Origin of the sequence: Synechococcus sp. H55.7, assembly GCF_047462395.1 — a bacterium.
Lineage (GTDB): Bacteria > Cyanobacteriota > Cyanobacteriia > Thermostichales > Thermostichaceae > Thermostichus.
The window spans coordinates 1-15,986 of sequence record NZ_JANSJD010000018.1; the positions used below are offsets into that span (position 1 = coordinate 1).

General features: G+C 60.9%; 16 protein-coding genes, 1 pseudogene and 1 riboswitch. Of the genes and pseudogenes, 10 read left to right on the top strand and 7 right to left on the bottom strand.

Annotated elements, in window-relative coordinates:
- A partial coding sequence (locus NW851_RS09625; protein WP_414338095.1) for a zinc ribbon domain-containing protein occupies positions 1 to 516 on the top strand: 516 nt, incomplete at its 5' end.
- Between the two features lie 19 nt (positions 517 to 535).
- On the opposite strand, the gene NW851_RS09630 is transcribed toward NW851_RS09625, so the two are convergent.
- Positions 536 to 880: a DUF1815 family protein gene (locus tag NW851_RS09630; RefSeq protein WP_414338098.1), complete on the bottom strand. Its 345-nt coding sequence runs from the start codon at positions 878 to 880 to the stop codon at positions 536 to 538.
- A 703-nt stretch (positions 881 to 1,583) separates the two neighbouring features.
- On the opposite strand from NW851_RS09630, the gene NW851_RS09635 reads away from it, so the two are divergent.
- Positions 1,584 to 1,736 (top strand): hypothetical protein, encoded by a 153-nt coding sequence (locus NW851_RS09635; RefSeq protein WP_414338101.1) that lies wholly within the window; start codon positions 1,584 to 1,586, stop codon positions 1,734 to 1,736.
- On the opposite strand, the gene NW851_RS09640 is transcribed toward NW851_RS09635, so the two are convergent.
- Both NW851_RS09640 and cobO read right to left on the bottom strand, forming a co-directional pair.
- Positions 1,733 to 3,100 carry a cobyrinate a,c-diamide synthase gene (locus NW851_RS09640; protein WP_414335903.1) on the bottom strand — a complete coding sequence of 456 codons (1,368 nt, stop codon included), beginning with the start codon at positions 3,098 to 3,100 and terminating at the stop codon, positions 1,733 to 1,735. The genes NW851_RS09635 and NW851_RS09640 overlap by 4 nt on opposite strands.
- Positions 3,101 to 3,117: 17 nt before the next feature.
- Positions 3,118 to 3,858 carry a cob(I)yrinic acid a,c-diamide adenosyltransferase gene (gene cobO / locus NW851_RS09645; protein ID WP_414335906.1) on the bottom strand — a complete coding sequence of 247 codons (741 nt, stop codon included), beginning with the start codon at positions 3,856 to 3,858 and terminating at the stop codon, positions 3,118 to 3,120.
- Between the two features lie 85 nt (positions 3,859 to 3,943).
- Here cobO and NW851_RS09650 point away from each other — a divergent pair, with 85 nt between their 5' ends.
- Positions 3,944 to 4,312: a hypothetical protein gene (locus NW851_RS09650; protein WP_414335902.1), complete on the top strand. Its 369-nt coding sequence runs from the start codon at positions 3,944 to 3,946 to the stop codon at positions 4,310 to 4,312.
- 68 nt (positions 4,313 to 4,380) lie between these two features.
- Positions 4,381 to 4,491, top strand: a riboswitch (SAM riboswitch).
- Positions 4,492 to 4,774: 283 nt separating this feature from the next.
- Complete coding sequence (gene metK / locus NW851_RS09655; protein WP_414338104.1) at positions 4,775 to 6,034, top strand: methionine adenosyltransferase; 1,260 nt, start codon at positions 4,775 to 4,777, stop codon at positions 6,032 to 6,034.
- 451 nt (positions 6,035 to 6,485) lie between these two features.
- Here the strand turns inward: metK and NW851_RS09660 are convergent, their stop codons facing one another.
- From NW851_RS09660 to NW851_RS09675, 4 genes are all read right to left on the bottom strand, one after another.
- Entirely contained in the window at positions 6,486 to 7,022 is a 537-nt protein-coding gene (locus tag NW851_RS09660; protein WP_414338107.1) for a hypothetical protein, read from the bottom strand.
- Between the two features lie 172 nt (positions 7,023 to 7,194).
- Positions 7,195 to 9,564: a tetratricopeptide repeat protein gene (locus NW851_RS09665; RefSeq protein WP_414338109.1), complete on the bottom strand. Its 2,370-nt coding sequence runs from the start codon at positions 9,562 to 9,564 to the stop codon at positions 7,195 to 7,197.
- Positions 9,565 to 9,662: 98 nt separating this feature from the next.
- Positions 9,663 to 9,956 carry a class I SAM-dependent DNA methyltransferase gene (locus NW851_RS09670; RefSeq protein WP_414338112.1) on the bottom strand — a complete coding sequence of 98 codons (294 nt, stop codon included), beginning with the start codon at positions 9,954 to 9,956 and terminating at the stop codon, positions 9,663 to 9,665.
- 16 nt (positions 9,957 to 9,972) lie between these two features.
- On the bottom strand, positions 9,973 to 11,976 hold the full coding sequence (locus NW851_RS09675; protein ID WP_414338114.1) for a hypothetical protein: 2,004 nt from the start codon (positions 11,974 to 11,976) through the stop codon (positions 9,973 to 9,975).
- A 428-nt stretch (positions 11,977 to 12,404) separates the two neighbouring features.
- On the opposite strand from NW851_RS09675, the gene rplC reads away from it, so the two are divergent.
- From rplC to rplV, 6 genes and pseudogenes are all read left to right on the top strand, one after another.
- Complete coding sequence (rplC, locus tag NW851_RS09680) at positions 12,405 to 13,049, top strand: 50S ribosomal protein L3 (RefSeq protein ID WP_414333293.1); 645 nt, start codon at positions 12,405 to 12,407, stop codon at positions 13,047 to 13,049.
- A gap of 42 nt (positions 13,050 to 13,091) precedes the next feature.
- A pseudogene (gene rplD / locus NW851_RS09685) lies at positions 13,092 to 13,718 on the top strand (50S ribosomal protein L4); the annotation flags it as partial.
- A 226-nt stretch (positions 13,719 to 13,944) separates the two neighbouring features.
- Positions 13,945 to 14,244 carry a 50S ribosomal protein L23 gene (locus tag NW851_RS09690; RefSeq protein ID WP_414333291.1) on the top strand — a complete coding sequence of 100 codons (300 nt, stop codon included), beginning with the start codon at positions 13,945 to 13,947 and terminating at the stop codon, positions 14,242 to 14,244.
- 58 nt (positions 14,245 to 14,302) lie between these two features.
- Complete coding sequence (rplB, locus tag NW851_RS09695; protein ID WP_414333289.1) at positions 14,303 to 15,187, top strand: 50S ribosomal protein L2; 885 nt, start codon at positions 14,303 to 14,305, stop codon at positions 15,185 to 15,187.
- Between the two features lie 70 nt (positions 15,188 to 15,257).
- Positions 15,258 to 15,539 (top strand): 30S ribosomal protein S19, encoded by a 282-nt coding sequence (gene rpsS, locus NW851_RS09700; RefSeq protein WP_414333287.1) that lies wholly within the window; start codon positions 15,258 to 15,260, stop codon positions 15,537 to 15,539.
- Positions 15,540 to 15,580: 41 nt separating this feature from the next.
- Positions 15,581 to 15,955: a 50S ribosomal protein L22 gene (rplV, locus tag NW851_RS09705; protein ID WP_414338118.1), complete on the top strand. Its 375-nt coding sequence runs from the start codon at positions 15,581 to 15,583 to the stop codon at positions 15,953 to 15,955.
- Positions 15,956 to 15,986: the final 31 nt, after the last annotated feature.

Sequence of the window (15,986 nt, forward strand, 5' to 3'; positions counted from 1 at the left end):
CTGTCTGGTCGGGAGAGGCGCTTTCAAACTTGGGTGAACCATCGCATCTCCAAGTCCATTGTTGCTAGGGCACAGGCCACCCACCGTTTTATTGCCTTGGAAGACCTGACCGGGATCCGGGAGCGTGTCAACCAACAGCCGCGCAGCAAGACGGAGCGGCGGCGGTTGAACAGTGAGGCCTACGGCCCGCTAGCGCGAGGGGCGTTCTACCCGTTGCGGCAATTTGTGCATTACAAGGCCGCCAGAGCAGGGATCCAGGTGGTGGTGGTGCCGCCTGCCTACAGCTCGCAGACCTGCCATCAGTGTTTGTGGCTTGGGCAACGGGAAGGGAAGCGTTTTCGTTGTGTGAACCCGGTCTGCGGTTGGGAAGGGGATGCAGATTTGAACGGTGCCAACGTGATTGCCCTTTTGGGGGTCGCTGTAAACCGGCCCAGAGGCCCGTGGTTGGCTTGCCAACTGCAGGGCTACCGTTCGCGTCAGCGGCGCGGAGCGCTTAAGCCCGCTCCGTACCGCTGAGCGGTCGGAGTCGGGTAGTTTACGCACTGGCTACCAGAGCCTCAGCCGGGGCAGCAGCCACCAACTCATCTTTGATCAGCTCTGCCAAATCCTGCAGTTGGCGAATCGCCTCTGCTCCTTCCAGTTTCATGAGCTCCCGGTCATCCCGCATTTCTGTCCAGCTAATGGAGCATTCGGAAACCAAAAAGCGAATCAAGTGCCCCTCCCGTAAGCTGACCATGAAGGAGGCGCTCTCAAATGAGGTGCCGCAGGTGTAGCAAGAAGCTGGATAGCCCCGCTTCTCCAAAACAATGGCCAGAGCCTGCAAACTCATCACCAGATCTTGAACATAGCTGCGGTACTGTTCCGCCAACCGTGTGAACATCACACTCCTCCCTACATGAATCGCCCGCTGTGGGGCTCAGTCTAGCCGAAAATGAGCCAACTAGTAATTTATGCTTATTCTGCTTGAGAGCTAAAGACATGTCTAGGATAACAACCGACAAACCCTCAAGGAAGTGATTAAAGCCACAGGGTAGGCAAAGTCTAGCCCACCAAGGTGTAGTATCCCATACTCGTCTTAACCAAAGACATCAAAATTTACCCCGACTCAAAACTTCTTACCTACTGGGATCCTCACCCAGTGCTTAGCTCAGTCTTTTCTCGAAATGCCCCGACGCAGTCCTTTTGTGGACAATTGCCTCAAAGCCCACTCCTACAGGGGTTTCAGCAGTGGGGAAGCAAGATGTAGTCCTTTGGGTTGGGTTGCCCTCTAGGTTTCTGAGCCTCTGCAAGAGGCTGGCGTGTTTGGAGTCAAGAAGGCTAAGTTTTGTAGACGAATGTGGAGCAAGGTGAGTTCCCGCCCAATTATGCTGAAAAACTCTTGGATGAAGCGAGGGATGCTTGAGAGGGAAGGGCTCAAGGTCGGCATCTGTTGTTCAGGAAAAACGAGTGACTTATTTTCAGAGTCCTCAAGCCATTCGGGATCGCTGTAAGTTGCTATTTGAAAGGGTTTTGGCCGGTGAATCGGAGCATTCTCGCCTCGATGCCGACTGCGTGACCGCCACGATCACGATCCCAGCGGGGAAATGCCCTTCCACAGGCGCTGGCGACATTCTCGCGGAGGATCCGCGGATCGCTTGGCCTGGCCGGAAAAGCGGCTCAAAGACCTGGATCCGCCGGAGCTCAGGTCAGATGTTTCTCCGCCCATCCAACGGCTCAGCGATGGCATGGTCTTCTAAGGGGAGATGGGCAGAGTTGTCCTCAAGAAGCTTTGTAAGAGCCGCATGGCCAGGTCGGGACGGGATCCCCAGTGGAGATGCAGGTAGGAGGCGTGCAGGCGCCGACCGGCCCAGCCTTCCTGGTGAGGCGGGGATCCCCAGATGTAGATTGGGTTGGGGGAGAGAGGGGTGCTGCGGGAGCGGTGAAATTCGTGCCCTCGTAGGCGATCCCCGGCCTTGGCCAGCAGGGTTGGGCGCAGGACAGTGGCCTCGCGGTAGCCCAGACACAGCCGGTCGCCCATGTCCACCTGGATAGGCAGCAGCCCGGCCAGGGGGTAGGTCTTTCCCTTGAAATCGGTGAGGGATCGTCCCAGCACCATCAGCCCGCCGCATTCGGCATAGAGGGGTGGATGGGCGGGCGGCGGTGGGCGGTGGCTTATTTTTTCGGAGAGGGTGGCGGCAAACAGTTCTGGGAACCCGCCCCCCAGCAGCAGGCCATCGCAGGGCTCCGGCGGCCACAGCCCCACCTGCAGGGGAGAGTACTCCAGCAGCTCGGCGCCACAGGCCCGCAAGAGATCCAAGTTGTCGGCGTAGTAGAAGTTAAAGGCGGCATCGCGGGCCACCCCTACCCGAACCCGACGCGGTTGTGGGGAAATCTCTGGCCACAGCTCCCCCACTGCCGGCGGCAAGGAGCGAATCAAGGGCAGTAGCTCATCCCAATTCAGATGCTGCTCGGCCAGGTCGGCCCAGGTCTCCTGCCAGCGGGGGAAGTGATCCAGTTCTGAGACGGGCACCAACCCCAGGTGGCGGCTGGGCAGGCGCAGATCCTCACGGCGGGGAAACTGGCCCAAGACCGGGATCCCCGCCGCCGCTGCTGCTTGCTGTAAAATCTGGCCGTGCCGCTCTGAGGCCACGCAGTTGAAAATCACCCCGGCAATGGTGAGGCGGGGATCAAAGCGGCTCAAGCCGTAGAGCAGAGCGGCCACCGTCATTCCCAGGCCGCTGCCGTCGATAACCAACACCACAGGGATCCCCAGCAGGCGGGCCACGTGGGCGCTGCTGGCAAAAAAGGGTTCTGTCTCGCCGGGCAGGGATGCGGGCGCTCGTCCATCGAAGAGGCCCATCACTCCCTCTACAATTGCTCCATCTTTGCCTTGGCAGTGGTGGCGAAAGCAGCGCTGCACAAAGTTCTCATCGGTTAAAAAGGGATCCAAGTTGCGACAGGGGATCCCGCTCACCGCTGTGTGGAACAGGGGATCAATGTAATCCGGCCCCACCTTGAAGGGCTGAATGCGCAGGCCCCGCCGCCTGAGAGCGGCCAACAGAGCCAGCGTGACAGTGGTCTTGCCGCTGCCGCTTGTGGCTGCCGCCACCAGAATGGCCATCTTGCCCTACCCAAGGACTAGAACTCAATGCCGATTTGCGCTTTGATCCCCTGGTCGCGGAAAGGATGCTTGACCAAGGTCATCTCGGTTACCAAGTCGGCCCGGTCGATCAGGGCAGCCGGCGCGCCCCGCCCGGTCAGGATCACATGCACCCGCTCCGGTTTTTCGGCCAGGCCGGCCAATACCTGCTCCAGGGAGAGGTACCCCAGCTTGAGGGCGACGTTGATCTCATCCAAAAGTACCAGGTGGTACTCGCCGCTGCTGAGCAGCTCCCGCCCCTTTGCCCAGGCCGCCTGCGCATGGGCGATATCCCGCTCGCGATCCTGGGTTTCCCAGGTAAAACCTTCCCCCATGGCGTAAAAGGCGATTTTCCCCAGGCCCAGCTCCGGATGGGCGGCCAACTGGCGCAACAGCTTGGCTTCGCCCGGATCCCAGGCCCCCTTGATGAATTGCACTACCCCCACCGACAAGCCTTGGCCGAGGGCACGGAAGATCATGCCGAAAGCAGCCGTGCTCTTGCCTTTGCCCTGCCCTGTATGCACGATGATCAAGCCCTTGTCATCGCGCATGCCCGATAGGCGCTGCCGCTGGATTTGCTGGCGGCGCTGCATTCTGCGGCGGTGCCACTGGTTGAGGTCAGTCTCTGTGCCCGCTAGAGACTCCGTCCCGCAATTGCCAACGCCAACAGCCTCAGGCTCTGTTGTCGAGTGGGATCCCCAAGCCGGTGCAGAGAGGTCAGACATGGCGGGTTGGGCCATAATCAGAGGAAATTCGGGTGGGCCGAGCAAGCTCTTCCCCAGCAAACTGCTTTTATCCTACCTCTGGCTGGATTGGGCTGGGATCATGAAAGAACCGGCTACCGCTTTTCGAGATAGCCTGCTGATGTACTCCTTCATCTGGGCCGTGCTGGCGGTAGGGTGTTTTCAAGTCCTGCCCCGTTTGCAAATTGCCTCTGCCGCCCAGTTACAGCCGTGGCTGGGGCCCGCCTATCTGGCCGGGCTGGGGGGATCCCTGTTGGCGGCCCTGGGATCGATGTTGGCCGTCTTGGCGGAAACAACCGCGGGCGCTGCCAGCAAAAGGCATCTGCATCGCTTGGCTTGGGCACTGGGGGCGGTTGGCTTTCTGGGAGTTCTCTTCCCTCTGGGCTTGGCGGGCGTCTTTTTTCTCAGGGCCGCCCAGTCCACCGACTGGTGGCAGGAGCTGTTGGGTTGAGACCGGCCCGGAGTGCATTTTTTTGACAAATGCGTCGAGGTTAGGGGTACCATAAGAACAAGTTCCGTTCTTTATCCAGAGCAGACTGAGGGATCAGGCCCAATGAAGCTGCGGCAACCGGCGGAAGTCTCCGCTACGGTGCCAATTCCTGCGGTTAGTCAGTAACCGAAAGATAAAGGCAATAAAGTTTTCTCTAGAGGATAGCCCTTTTAGGTGGGGGCTTTTTCTGGCGACTTTACCCTTTAGCGGCTCCCACAGCTCTGGTCGCAGCGGCGGAGCAAGGCTCTATCGCGTCAGTGGGACGAAGTCCTCGGGTGCGGTGGGTTGCTCTGGCAACTGCGCTGATCCACCGGCTAGGCCTGCCTTTTTGGGTCCTGGCCGCCGATGAACGGACAGGTGGGCCTGGCTTTCTGGCCTGAGCAGGCTCCCAGTTTCATCTGTTTCGTCTTAAGGAGAGGTTCGTTGTCCAAGTCGTTTTTGTTTTCCTCGGAGTCGGTGACGGAGGGGCACCCCGACAAAATCTGCGATCAGATCTCCGATGCCATCGTGGATGCCCTCTTGACGGCGGATCCCATGAGCCGGGTGGCGGCAGAGGTGGTGGTGAATACGGGCATGGTGATCCTGACCGGGGAGATCACCTCGCAGGCGCATGTCAACTTCACCCATCTGGTGCGGGACAAGGTGGCCGAAATTGGCTACACCGACGCCAAGAACGGTTTCTCTGCCGATAGCTGCGCGGTGTTGGTGGCTTTTGATGAGCAATCTCCCGATATTGCCCAAGGGGTGAACGTGGCCCTGGAAAGTCGCGCATCCAGGGAAGATCAATTCGACTTGGTCGGGGCCGGGGATCAGGGCTTGATGTTCGGCTTTGCCTGTGACGAGACCCCTGAGCTGATGCCCTTGCCGATCAGCTTGGCCCACCGCCTCAGCCGCCAGTTGGCCACTGTTCGCAAAAACGGCACCCTGCCCTATCTGCGCCCCGACGGCAAGACGCAGGTGACGGTGGCCTATGAGGAGGGGCGTCCGGTGGGTATCCACACCCTGCTCATCTCCACCCAGCACACGCCCACCATTGGCGCCATCACAGAAGAGGCGGCGGTGCAAGAGCGCATCCGCGCCGATCTCTGGGAGGCGGTGGTGCAGCCGGTATTTGCCGAGCTGCCCATCAAACCCGACAGCCATACCCGCTTTCTCACCAATCCCACCGGCAAGTTCGTCATCGGCGGCCCGCAGGGGGATGCCGGCTTGACCGGCCGCAAGATCATCGTCGATACCTATGGCGGCTATTCCCGTCATGGGGGCGGGGCCTTCTCCGGCAAGGATCCCACCAAGGTGGATCGCAGCGCCGCCTATGCCGCCCGCTATGTGGCCAAGAACATCGTGGCTGCCGGCCTGGCGCAAAAATGCGAGGTGCAGGTTAGCTATGCTATCGGGGTGGCCCGTCCCATCAACCTTTTGGTGGAAACCTTTGGCACAGGGCGCATCCCCGACGAAGATCTGCTGCGGCTGGTGCAGCGCCACTTCGACCTGAGGCCGGCAGCCATTCTGGCCCAGTTCCAACTGCGAGAGTTGCCCCGTCAACGGGGAGGGCGCTTCTATCAAAACGTGGCGGTCTATGGGCACTTCGGGCAAACCCATCTGGATCTGCCCTGGGAGCGCACCGACAAAGCTGTGCTGCTGCGGGAGGAAGCTTTCGCCGGGGCGGCCGCCGTCCTAGCCTAGGCAAGAGTTGGGATCCCCAGGCGGCGACAGAGACGGTTTGGGGGCCCTCGGTTTTGGCTCTGCCAGGGTGGCGACACAGGGGGGCAGCTGGGTAGCCCCGTACTAAAGTACGGAGCGGAAAAGCCCGTTCGCGTTAGCGGGACGTAGTCCTTGAGCGACTTGAGTCGCTCGCCAATGCTATGATTACCAATCCCAAGCAAGCACCCACCCCGGTGAAAGACCCGGACAGTGCTGTAAGTCAGCAAGTAAGCGGAACCTTGAGACTTGGTTCCAAGGAACCGTCTAGGGGCGTCTTGACAGCGCCTTTGCGAGTCCGTCTATGGACTGCGTAAGAATCCCCCGACTAAAGTCGGGGGAGTGTCAATCCTATCCCCCATCCCGACAAGCTCTGCTGTGGCGGGAGTACGCCGGAGTTGGTGATGGCAAGGATCCCTGAGGCAAAATTGCAAACTCACCGAGGCTGTCCTTGGGATGGCTGGGCAGGATCCGAAGGGTCGGCAAGCTGCAGCTCCAAAGTTACCAAAAGCTCCGTCCCGCCAGCGCGAGCCGCCGAGGAGGTTGGCGGGGCAGGATGCAAATGAACGAGCAGGTGGCGCAGCTTGGGCGGGAGATCCTGCAACTGATCCAACAACAAGTTTAGAGATATGGCCGATTCTCTGGAAAACAGGGATCCCGCCGAGGCTACGGGTGGCAAAGGAGAACGGGCAAGGGCATCCGCAACCAAAGACCGGATCAGCTCCTGCTGTTCCCGCCACAGGGATTGGCTGATTTCTAGGGGAAAGGTGAGGTGAGGAGCGCCGCGGCGCTGCCAGAGGCGGAGGATCTGTTCCACAGAGGCGGCCTTGTAGCGCCCCTGGTAGAGGGCTTCCAGCAGGGCCGCCGGGATCCAAGAGACCGGGAACCGCTGGCCCCAGCGCCCCACCCACACCTGGCCGGGCTGCCCCTCCAGCTCAAACCCGTAGCGCTCCAAAAAGGTGGCGGGATCCATCAGGCAGGGCCCAAGGAAACTCAACCCAAGGCTAACCCAGATCCGGCAAGATAAAGGGGAGATAAAGCTTTCCTTCCCGGATCCCGCAAGACGGCTCTCGTCCTAGAATACCGCTATTGGCCTTCCATGCAGGCTCTGTGAAGAGGCTATGAAGCTGCGGTACGGCGAAGACTCAGTGGTCAACGGGCCCCAGCTCCAGCGCTGCCTCCAGAGCACGATCGCTGTCGGGAAATTGCGCCAGCAGCCGCCCTAGAAAGGTGGCATCTCCCGTCAGGCCGTACAGACTCATGAGCACATCCCCGGCATAGCGGCTCTGCGGGAAGCGGGCCAGCAGCTCATTGCCGGCGTAGATCGCCTGGCGGGCATAGCCGTCCCGCAAGGCTTTGGCTTCCAGAAAGTAGCGATCTCCAGGGTCGCTGGGATCCACGTAGTCGGGCAGCGGCGTGTCGAACAAGCTGGCATCTTCGGTCACCCCTGGGGGAAAGCCCGGCAGCGGATAGATGGCTGCCGTCTCGTCGGGAGGGTAGGCGGTGTACTGGCGGTAGAGGATCACCACCTGCCAGTAAAGACTTTTCTCTTGCAAGTGGGCAGGGGCGCTGGGATCCGCCAGCACAGAGCCGAGCAACTCTGCTGCCACAGCATGGTGATTGGCCCGCTGATAGTTGGATAAGGAACCATCAGAAGCAGCCGGTCGGGGCGGTGTCCTTTCCTCGGCATCCAGGCTGAGGCCAGCAGCGCGGTTGCGGTTAAACAGCCACAGGTAGCCATTGCGCCAACCGTCGGCAGCGGCCCAGTGGGCGGCCAGTTGATAGCGCTGCTGGGGGGTGGAGCGGGCTTGCCACCGCCTCAATTCTCGCCAGCGTTTTCGTTGGGCCTGGATTTCCGGATCCAAAGGGGTGCGGCTGCCGGGTTCTGGATCCCAGTCGTAAAGCCAGTAGCTGCCATCCAGCAAGGGGTAGCGCTCCAACACCGCATCCAAAGCCAGATTTTCCGTCAACCGGAGGGCTTGGTCGTAGCGGTGCTCGCGGGCGTAGCGCACCGCCAGCGCATAGCGGACGGCGGCAGCCAGAGGATGATCCCCGTGGCGGTCGAGAAAAGCCTGCAACTCGCCGGGGGTTGCGCCGCTGTCTAGGAGCAAAAGCAGGCGGCGGCGCAAGACGTAGCGCATGTCCCCATCGCCAAAGGGCTCCGCCAGCCAGTTGGCCAAAAGGAGCAGCGCCTCCTCCCGCTTGCTTTGCCACTCCAAGGTGCGCGTCAACCAAAAGAGGGCATCGTCGGCGCCGGGGTGATCCGGGTAGGTGGTCAGCCAAGCCCGCCAAAGGGCCTCTTCTTCTGCCGGGGGGAAAGGCCGCGGGATCGGCTCGCCGGTCTCGGGATTGTGGGGGGAATAGCCAAAATAGCTGCCCCCGCGAATGCGGGCATATTCCCGGCAAGCTTGGGTAAAGCGGGAGTTGGGAAAAGCCTCCGCCAGCTGCAGCAAAACCAAACCATTGCTGATGCCGTGCAGAGCGGCCAAATCCTCGTTGAGAGACCTCTGCAGCAGCGGCTCCCCGACGGGATCCCCCTTGATGTAGAGCAGGGCCGCCGCCAAAAACCGCTGTGGGTCGGCATCATCGGCCACCACACTGCGCAACAACACCTGAGCACCAGGGTTGAGGGTTTCCGGCTCCGCTATCTGCAGCAGAAAAAACTCTCGAGATGAGGGTGGTAAACCTTCATACAGAGGGCGCACCGCCTGCACTGTTGGCTGTTCTAGGAGCAGCACCTGGTCGGCGCGCCCATAAAAATCGATGTAAGAGGTGGTACTCTCCTCAACCCGCTGCCGCACCGCCTGCACCTGGGATAGCGCCCAGGATGGGATCCCTTCCTCCTCATAGGGCAAGACGCTCAAGAGTTTCTTGGCCCGCTGTGGAGGGCTGCTTTCCAAGGCGGGGATCAGCACCCCGTAGACCTGCTCTCGAAAGGGAAATCCTTCTTGGGTGAGCAAGCTGTTGAGCCAGTTGAGATTGAAACTCCACTCCGGGCTATCGGCTTGGATCCCGGCCAAGGCCAGCTCGGTGAGGCGCTGCACCGACTCTGGCCGATCCAGCCCAAACAGCTCGTACTGGGGCGGGATCTCCTGACCGCTGGAGTAGTCGTAGCCCCCGAACAACGCCGCTGGGGCGAAAAACTCAGCCGGATTTTGCCGCAGCCGATCCTCCAACCACCAGCGGCTGTAAGGCAGGCCATGGCTTTGTAAAGTGTAAAAGGCGTAGCTGCGGCGGCTTGGGTCGGCGGATCCCCCCCAGCGGGCTAGCACAGGATAGGTCAGAGGAAACCAGCGGTCGCTTGGGCCGGGATCGAACGCTGCCACATCTTCATAGCCGGAGAAAGCGGCGTACCGATAGAGGATCAGATCCCGGTGCATCTGCAGCCGTAGCCGCTGCAGTAGGACGTAGCCCCCCGCTCCCAGCCCCGCCAGGAGGCCGACGGCGAGGGCCAGCGTTGCCACAGGACGAAGGGGAAAGCGGCGGGACGAGGGCGCCGGGGTATCCGGATTCATAAAACCCAATCCAAGTCCAGGCGGGCGTCCCCACTCTACTCGATTCTTTCCGAGCGCGGATAGAGGGCCTACAGCCATTTCGGGCCGGCCGCTTTCGATCACGGCTGCCGACGTAAACACCACACGGCTCCGGGCACGTCGGTTTCTCCCTCTCGCCGCAGGGTAAAGTTCTGATGATAGACGGGATCCAGCCCTGCCCGTTCTGCCTGCCGCAGCACGTAGGCGGCGGAGTGGGCAGAGCGCCCCGTGGTGGATCCCAGCTCGTAGCCGGGGACGGATCCCTGCTCGACGGTGAAGGCCAAAAGCCCGCCGGGATTGAGCACCCGCCCACAGGCCGGCAAGACCTGGCCCAAATCCCCCAGATAGATGAACACATCTGCCGCCAGGAGCAAGTCGTAGCACTCTGAATCAAGCCGTGGCCATGGCCTTCGCGGCCTTTAAAATGAGGTAATCTAACATGCCGGTGTTCTCTTCGCCGCGGTAGTTACAAGTGGAGCGCACCAGCCACAGCCCCTTCCGAGTTCGGCAACAGAGGTTGAGCAGCGTGCGAGCCAGAATTTGTTGACGCGCCTGTAGGTCTTGGGCCGCGTCGAAAACCTCCCCATCCCACTCCGGTGTCAGCACACGGCTGTTGTAAAGCACACGCCAGAGAGAACGGGACCAAAGCGGATTGGTGATGTCGAACCAAAACTGGTAATCTGCCTCTAAACCTCGATTGATATAGGCCACCGGCGTCGCCACCACCAGGTAGCGGGAATAGTCGGGCTCAAAGCGTCCGCTGCTGGGGGTTTGTCCCGAGCGGATCATGGCCAAAAAGGCGGCATCCCCTTCGGTAGGGAAGGCCCGGCGAAACCGTTGCGCCGCCTCTATCAGCACGCGCAGCAGCTCCTGATCCTGAGGGGAGGAAATCACCGGGGCCAAGTGATCGGCAAAAAACCGCTGAAAGAAGACGGCCAATGAAGGCCCAGGAGGATAGCCGCGTAGCCAATCGAACAATCGCTGGTAGCGCTCCAGGTTGGCAAACCCCACCCGCTCCGGCTGCCGTACCGCGGTTCGGGAACGCAGAGAACGACCCACCGGATCCCAGGTATCTTGGGCCAACAGGGCTGCCCGGATGGGATCCAGATCCAACACCCAGCTCAACAGCAGCCGCCAGGCCGGCAGGGTGGGAAAAGCGCCCCACTCGGGATGGGCCAATTCCGCTGCCGTCAGCACTGCGCGCACCAACGGGTAGCGGATCAACGCCGGGAAAGGGGCGATCGGCAAGACCTCCGGCAATTGCTCCTGCAGCCTCAGGCTCACCCCCACATCCATACGCGGCAGCAAAACAGCAATGCGAGAGGCCGGGATCCCGGCCCGCAAAAGCTGCCGGATCTCAGCAACCATCCCTTCCACCGCTGTAAACAGAGTCTCTCCCTCCAGCACCTGCACCTTCGGCGGCTCTCCCCCCTTCGGTTCGGGCAGCGAATGCGAAAACTGGGGATCCAGCACCCGCACAATCTGCACCCCCAGCCGAATCATGCCGGCCGAGCCGCGATAGCTCCTCTCCAGAAGCTGAACCCGGGTGTTTTCCATCAAAAAGTCAGCTACTGCCTCCGGGATCCCGGTCAACGAGACTCCGCCGCCGAGGGTGTAGCTAAAAAACTGGCTTTGCAGATGGGCTTGCCCTTGCCGGTAAAACTCCAGCGCCACCCCGCAACTGTCTTCCGCCTGATCCACGATCAGGTGATCCCACTCCTGCCAAAACTCCGCCAGCGGCAAGATGTACTCACCAAACAGCCGGATCTGCAAGCCAAAATCCAGGGATCCCAGCCGCAACCCCACCTCCCACAGCCGCTCCACACAACAGCCCATCGCCTGCAAAGCCTCTGCCCGCCCCGGATCCCCCTCCGCCGGCCAGGCCGCTGCCAGCCGGGATCCCACCGCTTCCGCCGCCAAACCCGAAGCCCCCGCAATATAGGCAGCACTGCTGATCTGATCCCAGATCTGGAACTCCTTGAGCCCAACGCCGGCAAAGACTTGCCCATGCCGCGGGCACAAAGCGCAGGCCCGTTGGCAGAGAAATTGAGTCAGATCCTTGGCCAAGGGGATCGGCTCAAACTGAGGGGGCAACTGCGGGAGGCGGGCACACACCTGCGGCCAATGATCGGCCAGAGAGCGCCCCACCCGCTGCAAGAACGTCTCGATCCGCCACGGCCCCACCAAACCCAAGCTGGACTGCTGCAAGCGCCGCAACACCTCATCCGCCTGCCGTTGACTCCGCACCAAAAACAAGATCCGCGCCGGATCGGATCCCGCCTGCAACAAACTCCAATAGCGCTCCACACAAGCCTGGGTCAGCCCACTGCCTGCCCAGCCCAACACACTTTGGAAGGGATCCCGCCAATGGTTCCTCATTGCTTCCACCGTCATTGGCCTCCCCAACCATTTTCTCGGCAAAAGACTGGACAAATAGGCCTTCGCTTCATTATGATTGGTTTTCGTTGCCAACTAAGCCCACGCGCTTCGGCAACCCAACGTACTGCTATTCCAGATACTGCCTCTTTGCAGGCAAGTCTGAGCAGTTCTAAGCAAAAGCAGTTTGGCGTGTAACTTCAGGCCGAGCTGAGCAGCAGGCCCAGTGCTGTCCAGATTGGCAGGGATCCTAGCCTCTCCCTGCACTGTTTTTTTGCCTGAGCCAGCAGACTTAGCCAGAGTCTGATTTTCCTGCCGTCACGCTGCTGCTCTACGCATCTGGCTGACCCAGCCAAAGGGCTCCGTCTCGACGGCTAGCTGATTGTCGGAGTGAGCCGGTTCTGAGTTGATGAAAACGAGTCGTGCAGGCTCGAGGGGAGGTTCTTGTGGCACTTGGCATCCTTGGCAGAAAAGTCGGCATGACCCAGATCTTCTCTCCAGAAGGGCTGGCCATTCCGGTCACCGTTGTACAGGCCGGGCCTTGCACGGTGACCCAGATCAAAACCCAAGCCACAGATGGCTACAACGCCGTTCAGTTGGGCTACTTGCCCACTGCCGAAAAGCATCTCACGCGGGCGCAGCGGGGCCACCTCAGCAAAGCGGGGGTGGCAGAGCTACTGCGCCACCTGCGGGAGTTTCGGGTTGACCAGCCAGAAGCCTACCAGTTGGGGCAAAAAATTACCGTTGAGATTTTCTCCCCCGGCCAATTGGTGGATGTGGCGGGCACCTCCATCGGGCGAGGGTTTGCCGGCTATCAGAAGCGGCACCACTTCGGCCGTGGCCCCATGTCCCACGGCTCCAAAAACCACCGCCGGCCAGGCTCCATCGGCGCCGGCACAACTCCAGGCCGCGTCTTTCCGGGGATGCGCATGGCAGGGCGGCTGGGAGGTGGCCGAGCCACCACCCGTAAATTGCAATTGGTGCAGGTGGATCCGGAGCGGGATCTGCTGGTGATCAAGGGTTGCGTGCCCGGCGTGGAAGGGGGGCTGCTGGAGATCACCCCTGCTAAGCAGGTGGGCAACAGACGTTAGGCAAAACCAAGGCTGACCGGCATCCGCGAAGACGAGGAAACCATGGCAAGTTGTGTGGTGAAAAATTGGCAAGGGGAAACGGTGGGCAGCGCCGAGCTAAGTCTTAAAGTGGCTCGTCCCGCAACAGCTCCCCACATCCTCTATCTGGCTCTGCGCCGGCAGATGACCAACGCTCGCCAGGGCAACGCCCACACCAAGACCCGAGCCGAAGTGCGGGGTGGCGGTCGCAAGCCTTGGAAGCAGAAAGGTACCGGTCGGGCTCGCGCCGGCTCCATTCGCTCCCCCCTGTGGCGCAAAGGTGGGGTGATCTTCGGCCCCCGCAAGCGGGAGTACAACCTGGCCATGAACCGCAAAGAGCGGCAACTGGCCCTGCGCACCGCTCTGCAAAGCCGGGTGGAAGACCTGATCGTGGTGGAAGATTTCCAGGAGCAGCTCAACCCACCCAAGACCCGCGCCGTGGCCCAAGCTCTGCTGCGCTGGGGAGTGATGGAGGATCAATCAGCTTTGCTCATTGTTGCCGAACGCTCGCAAGCTGTAGAGCGGGCCGTGCGCAACATTGCCCGCGTCAAGCTGATCGGCCTGGATCAGATCAACGTTTTTGATCTGCTCAACGTCGATTGGGTGCTGATCACCACCTCTGCCCTGGAACAGCTCAAGGCCCGCTGGGGATCCGGCGCAGCAACAGAAGCTGTAACCCAAGCCGAAGCCGCCGAAGGTCAAGCTCAGCCAGAAGATCCAAAAGCGCAAGCAGATCAGGCGGATCAAGAAGTTGCTCCAGCAACTCTCCAAGAGCCAACAGATCAGGCTGTAGCCGAGGAAGAGTTGCAGGATCAGGACAGTGCCCAGCCACCAGCCGTAGAAGAGGCCGAAACAGCCGCAGCAGAGGAGGAAGACGATGACTGAGAGCAAGCGGATCCTGGCCGATATCTTGTTGCGACCCGTCATCACCGAAAAGGCAACCGCCCTGATGGAACAGCGCAAATACGTCTTTGAAGTGATGCCCACCGCCACCAAGCCCCTCATCCGAGCCGCCGTCGAGGAGATGTTCGGAGTGCGGGTCACCTCGGTCAACACCCTAAAGCTGCCCCGCAAGCAACGGCGGGTGGGTCGCTTTGTTGGCTATCGCACCCGTCCCAAGCGAGCCATCGTCACCTTGGCCGAGGGAGATTCCATCACCCTCTTCCCGGATACCTAGACCCTTTGATCCCTTGTTACTAAGCCGCTACCCCTAGTCCTCCACCCCCACCCGAGCCATGGGCATTCGTACTCTCCGACCGTACACCCCCAGCACCCGTCACATGACGGTCTCTGACTTCGAGGAGCTGTCCCGTGACGAGAACGGCAAGCGGCCCAGACCGGAAAAGTCTCTGCTGCAATTTCTTCACCGCAAGAAAGGGCGCAACAACCGCGGCGTCATCACCTGCCGCCACCGGGGCGGCGGCCACAAGCGGCTTTATCGCATCATCGACTTCCGCCGCGACAAACGCGGGATCCCGGCCACCGTCAAAACCGTGGAGTACGATCCCAACCGCAGTGCCCACATCTGCCTGGTGGAATACGAAGACGGTGAGAAACGCTACATCCTCGCTCCCCGTAACCTACAGGTGGGATCCACCATCATGGCCGGGCCTGAGGCCCCCTTTGAGATCGGCAATGCCATGCCTTTAGAGCGGATCCCGTTGGGAACGGTGGTTCACAATGTGGAGCTGTATCCCGGTCGCGGCGGGCAGATCGTTCGCGCTGCCGGGGCTGGAGCTCAAGTGGTGGCCAGAGAGGGCAAATATGTCTCCCTTAAGCTGCCCTCTGGCGAAGTCCGCATGATCCGCGGCGAGTGCTACGCCACCATCGGCCAACTGGGCAACGTCGACCACAACAACCTCAGCCTGGGCAAGGCCGGTCGCAGCCGTTGGTTGGGGCGCCGTCCCCACGTGCGTGGCTCGGTGATGAACCCCGTCGATCACCCCCACGGCGGCGGGGAAGGAAAAGCACCCATCGGTCGCAGTACCCCTGTCACCCCTTGGGGCAAGCCCACCCTGGGCTACAAAACTCGTAAGCGCAACAAGCCCAGCAACAAGTTCATCGTGCGCGGTCGCCGTCGTGGAGGTCGTCGCGACAGAGGTGGGAGAGCCGCTCAATAGCAATCTGCTGGCCATCCGTATCCTCAAGCGTTTTCGAGGCTGAATTGCTTGTCAAACTGTCGAGGTTCTTATGGGACGTTCGCTAAAAAAAGGCCCCTTTGTGGATGCCAAGCTTCTTCTCAAGGTGGAGAAGATGAATGAGCGCAACGAGAAGCACATGATCAAAACCTGGTCGCGGGCCAGCACCATCCTGCCGGTGATGATCGGCCACACCATTGCCGTGCACAACGGCAAGCAACACGTGCCCATCTACATCACCGATCAGATGGTGGGCCACAAGCTGGGCGAGTTTGTTCCCACCCGTACCTTCCGCGGCCATGCGGGTAGCGACAAAAAAGCATCTCGCCGTTAACTGAGCGGCTGATAAGGAGAGCGATCTAGTAGGAGAGCGTTATGGCTGATTCATCATCGGATATTAAAGCGGTAGCCCGCTACATCCGCATGTCCCCCTTCAAAGTGCGGCGGGTGCTGAACCAGATCCGAGGGCGCACCTATGCCGACGCCCTGATCCTGTTGGAGTTCATGCCCTACGCTGCTTGTGAGCCGGTGCGCAAGGTGCTGCGCTCGGCGGTGGCCAATGCGGAACACAACAACGGCCTCGATCCGCGGGATCTGGTGATCAGCCAAGCCTACGCCGATCAGGGGCCTGTGCTGAAGCGGTTTCGCCCCCGCGCTCAAGGTCGGGCCTACCCCATTCGCAAGCGCACCTGTCACATCACCATCGCCGTCCGGCCCATAGAAGAAGCTGGAGCAGCAACAACTTCCTAACCTTCCCTATTCCCAGACCTCTACCCCTCAA

Excerpts from the sequence above, each read along its gene's own strand:
- NW851_RS09630 (WP_414338098.1), bottom strand. The coding sequence starts at position 880 with ATGTTCACACGGTTGGCGGAACAGTACCGCAGCTATGTTCAAGATCTG.
- NW851_RS09635 (WP_414338101.1), top strand. The coding sequence starts at position 1,584 with ATGCCCTTCCACAGGCGCTGGCGACATTCTCGCGGAGGATCCGCGGAT.
- NW851_RS09640 (WP_414335903.1), bottom strand. The coding sequence starts at position 3,100 with ATGGCCATTCTGGTGGCGGCAGCCACAAGCGGCAGCGGCAAGACCACT.
- cobO (WP_414335906.1), bottom strand. The coding sequence starts at position 3,858 with ATGGCCCAACCCGCCATGTCTGACCTCTCTGCACCGGCTTGGGGATCC.
- NW851_RS09650 (WP_414335902.1), top strand. The coding sequence starts at position 3,944 with ATGAAAGAACCGGCTACCGCTTTTCGAGATAGCCTGCTGATGTACTCC.
- NW851_RS09660 (WP_414338107.1), bottom strand. The coding sequence starts at position 7,022 with ATGGATCCCGCCACCTTTTTGGAGCGCTACGGGTTTGAGCTGGAGGGG.
- NW851_RS09665 (WP_414338109.1), bottom strand. The coding sequence starts at position 9,564 with ATGAATCCGGATACCCCGGCGCCCTCGTCCCGCCGCTTTCCCCTTCGT.
- NW851_RS09675 (WP_414338114.1), bottom strand. The coding sequence starts at position 11,976 with ATGACGGTGGAAGCAATGAGGAACCATTGGCGGGATCCCTTCCAAAGT.
- NW851_RS09690 (WP_414333291.1), top strand. The coding sequence starts at position 13,945 with ATGACTGAGAGCAAGCGGATCCTGGCCGATATCTTGTTGCGACCCGTC.
- rplB (WP_414333289.1), top strand. The coding sequence starts at position 14,303 with ATGGGCATTCGTACTCTCCGACCGTACACCCCCAGCACCCGTCACATG.
- rpsS (WP_414333287.1), top strand. The coding sequence starts at position 15,258 with ATGGGACGTTCGCTAAAAAAAGGCCCCTTTGTGGATGCCAAGCTTCTT.
- rplV (WP_414338118.1), top strand. The coding sequence starts at position 15,581 with ATGGCTGATTCATCATCGGATATTAAAGCGGTAGCCCGCTACATCCGC.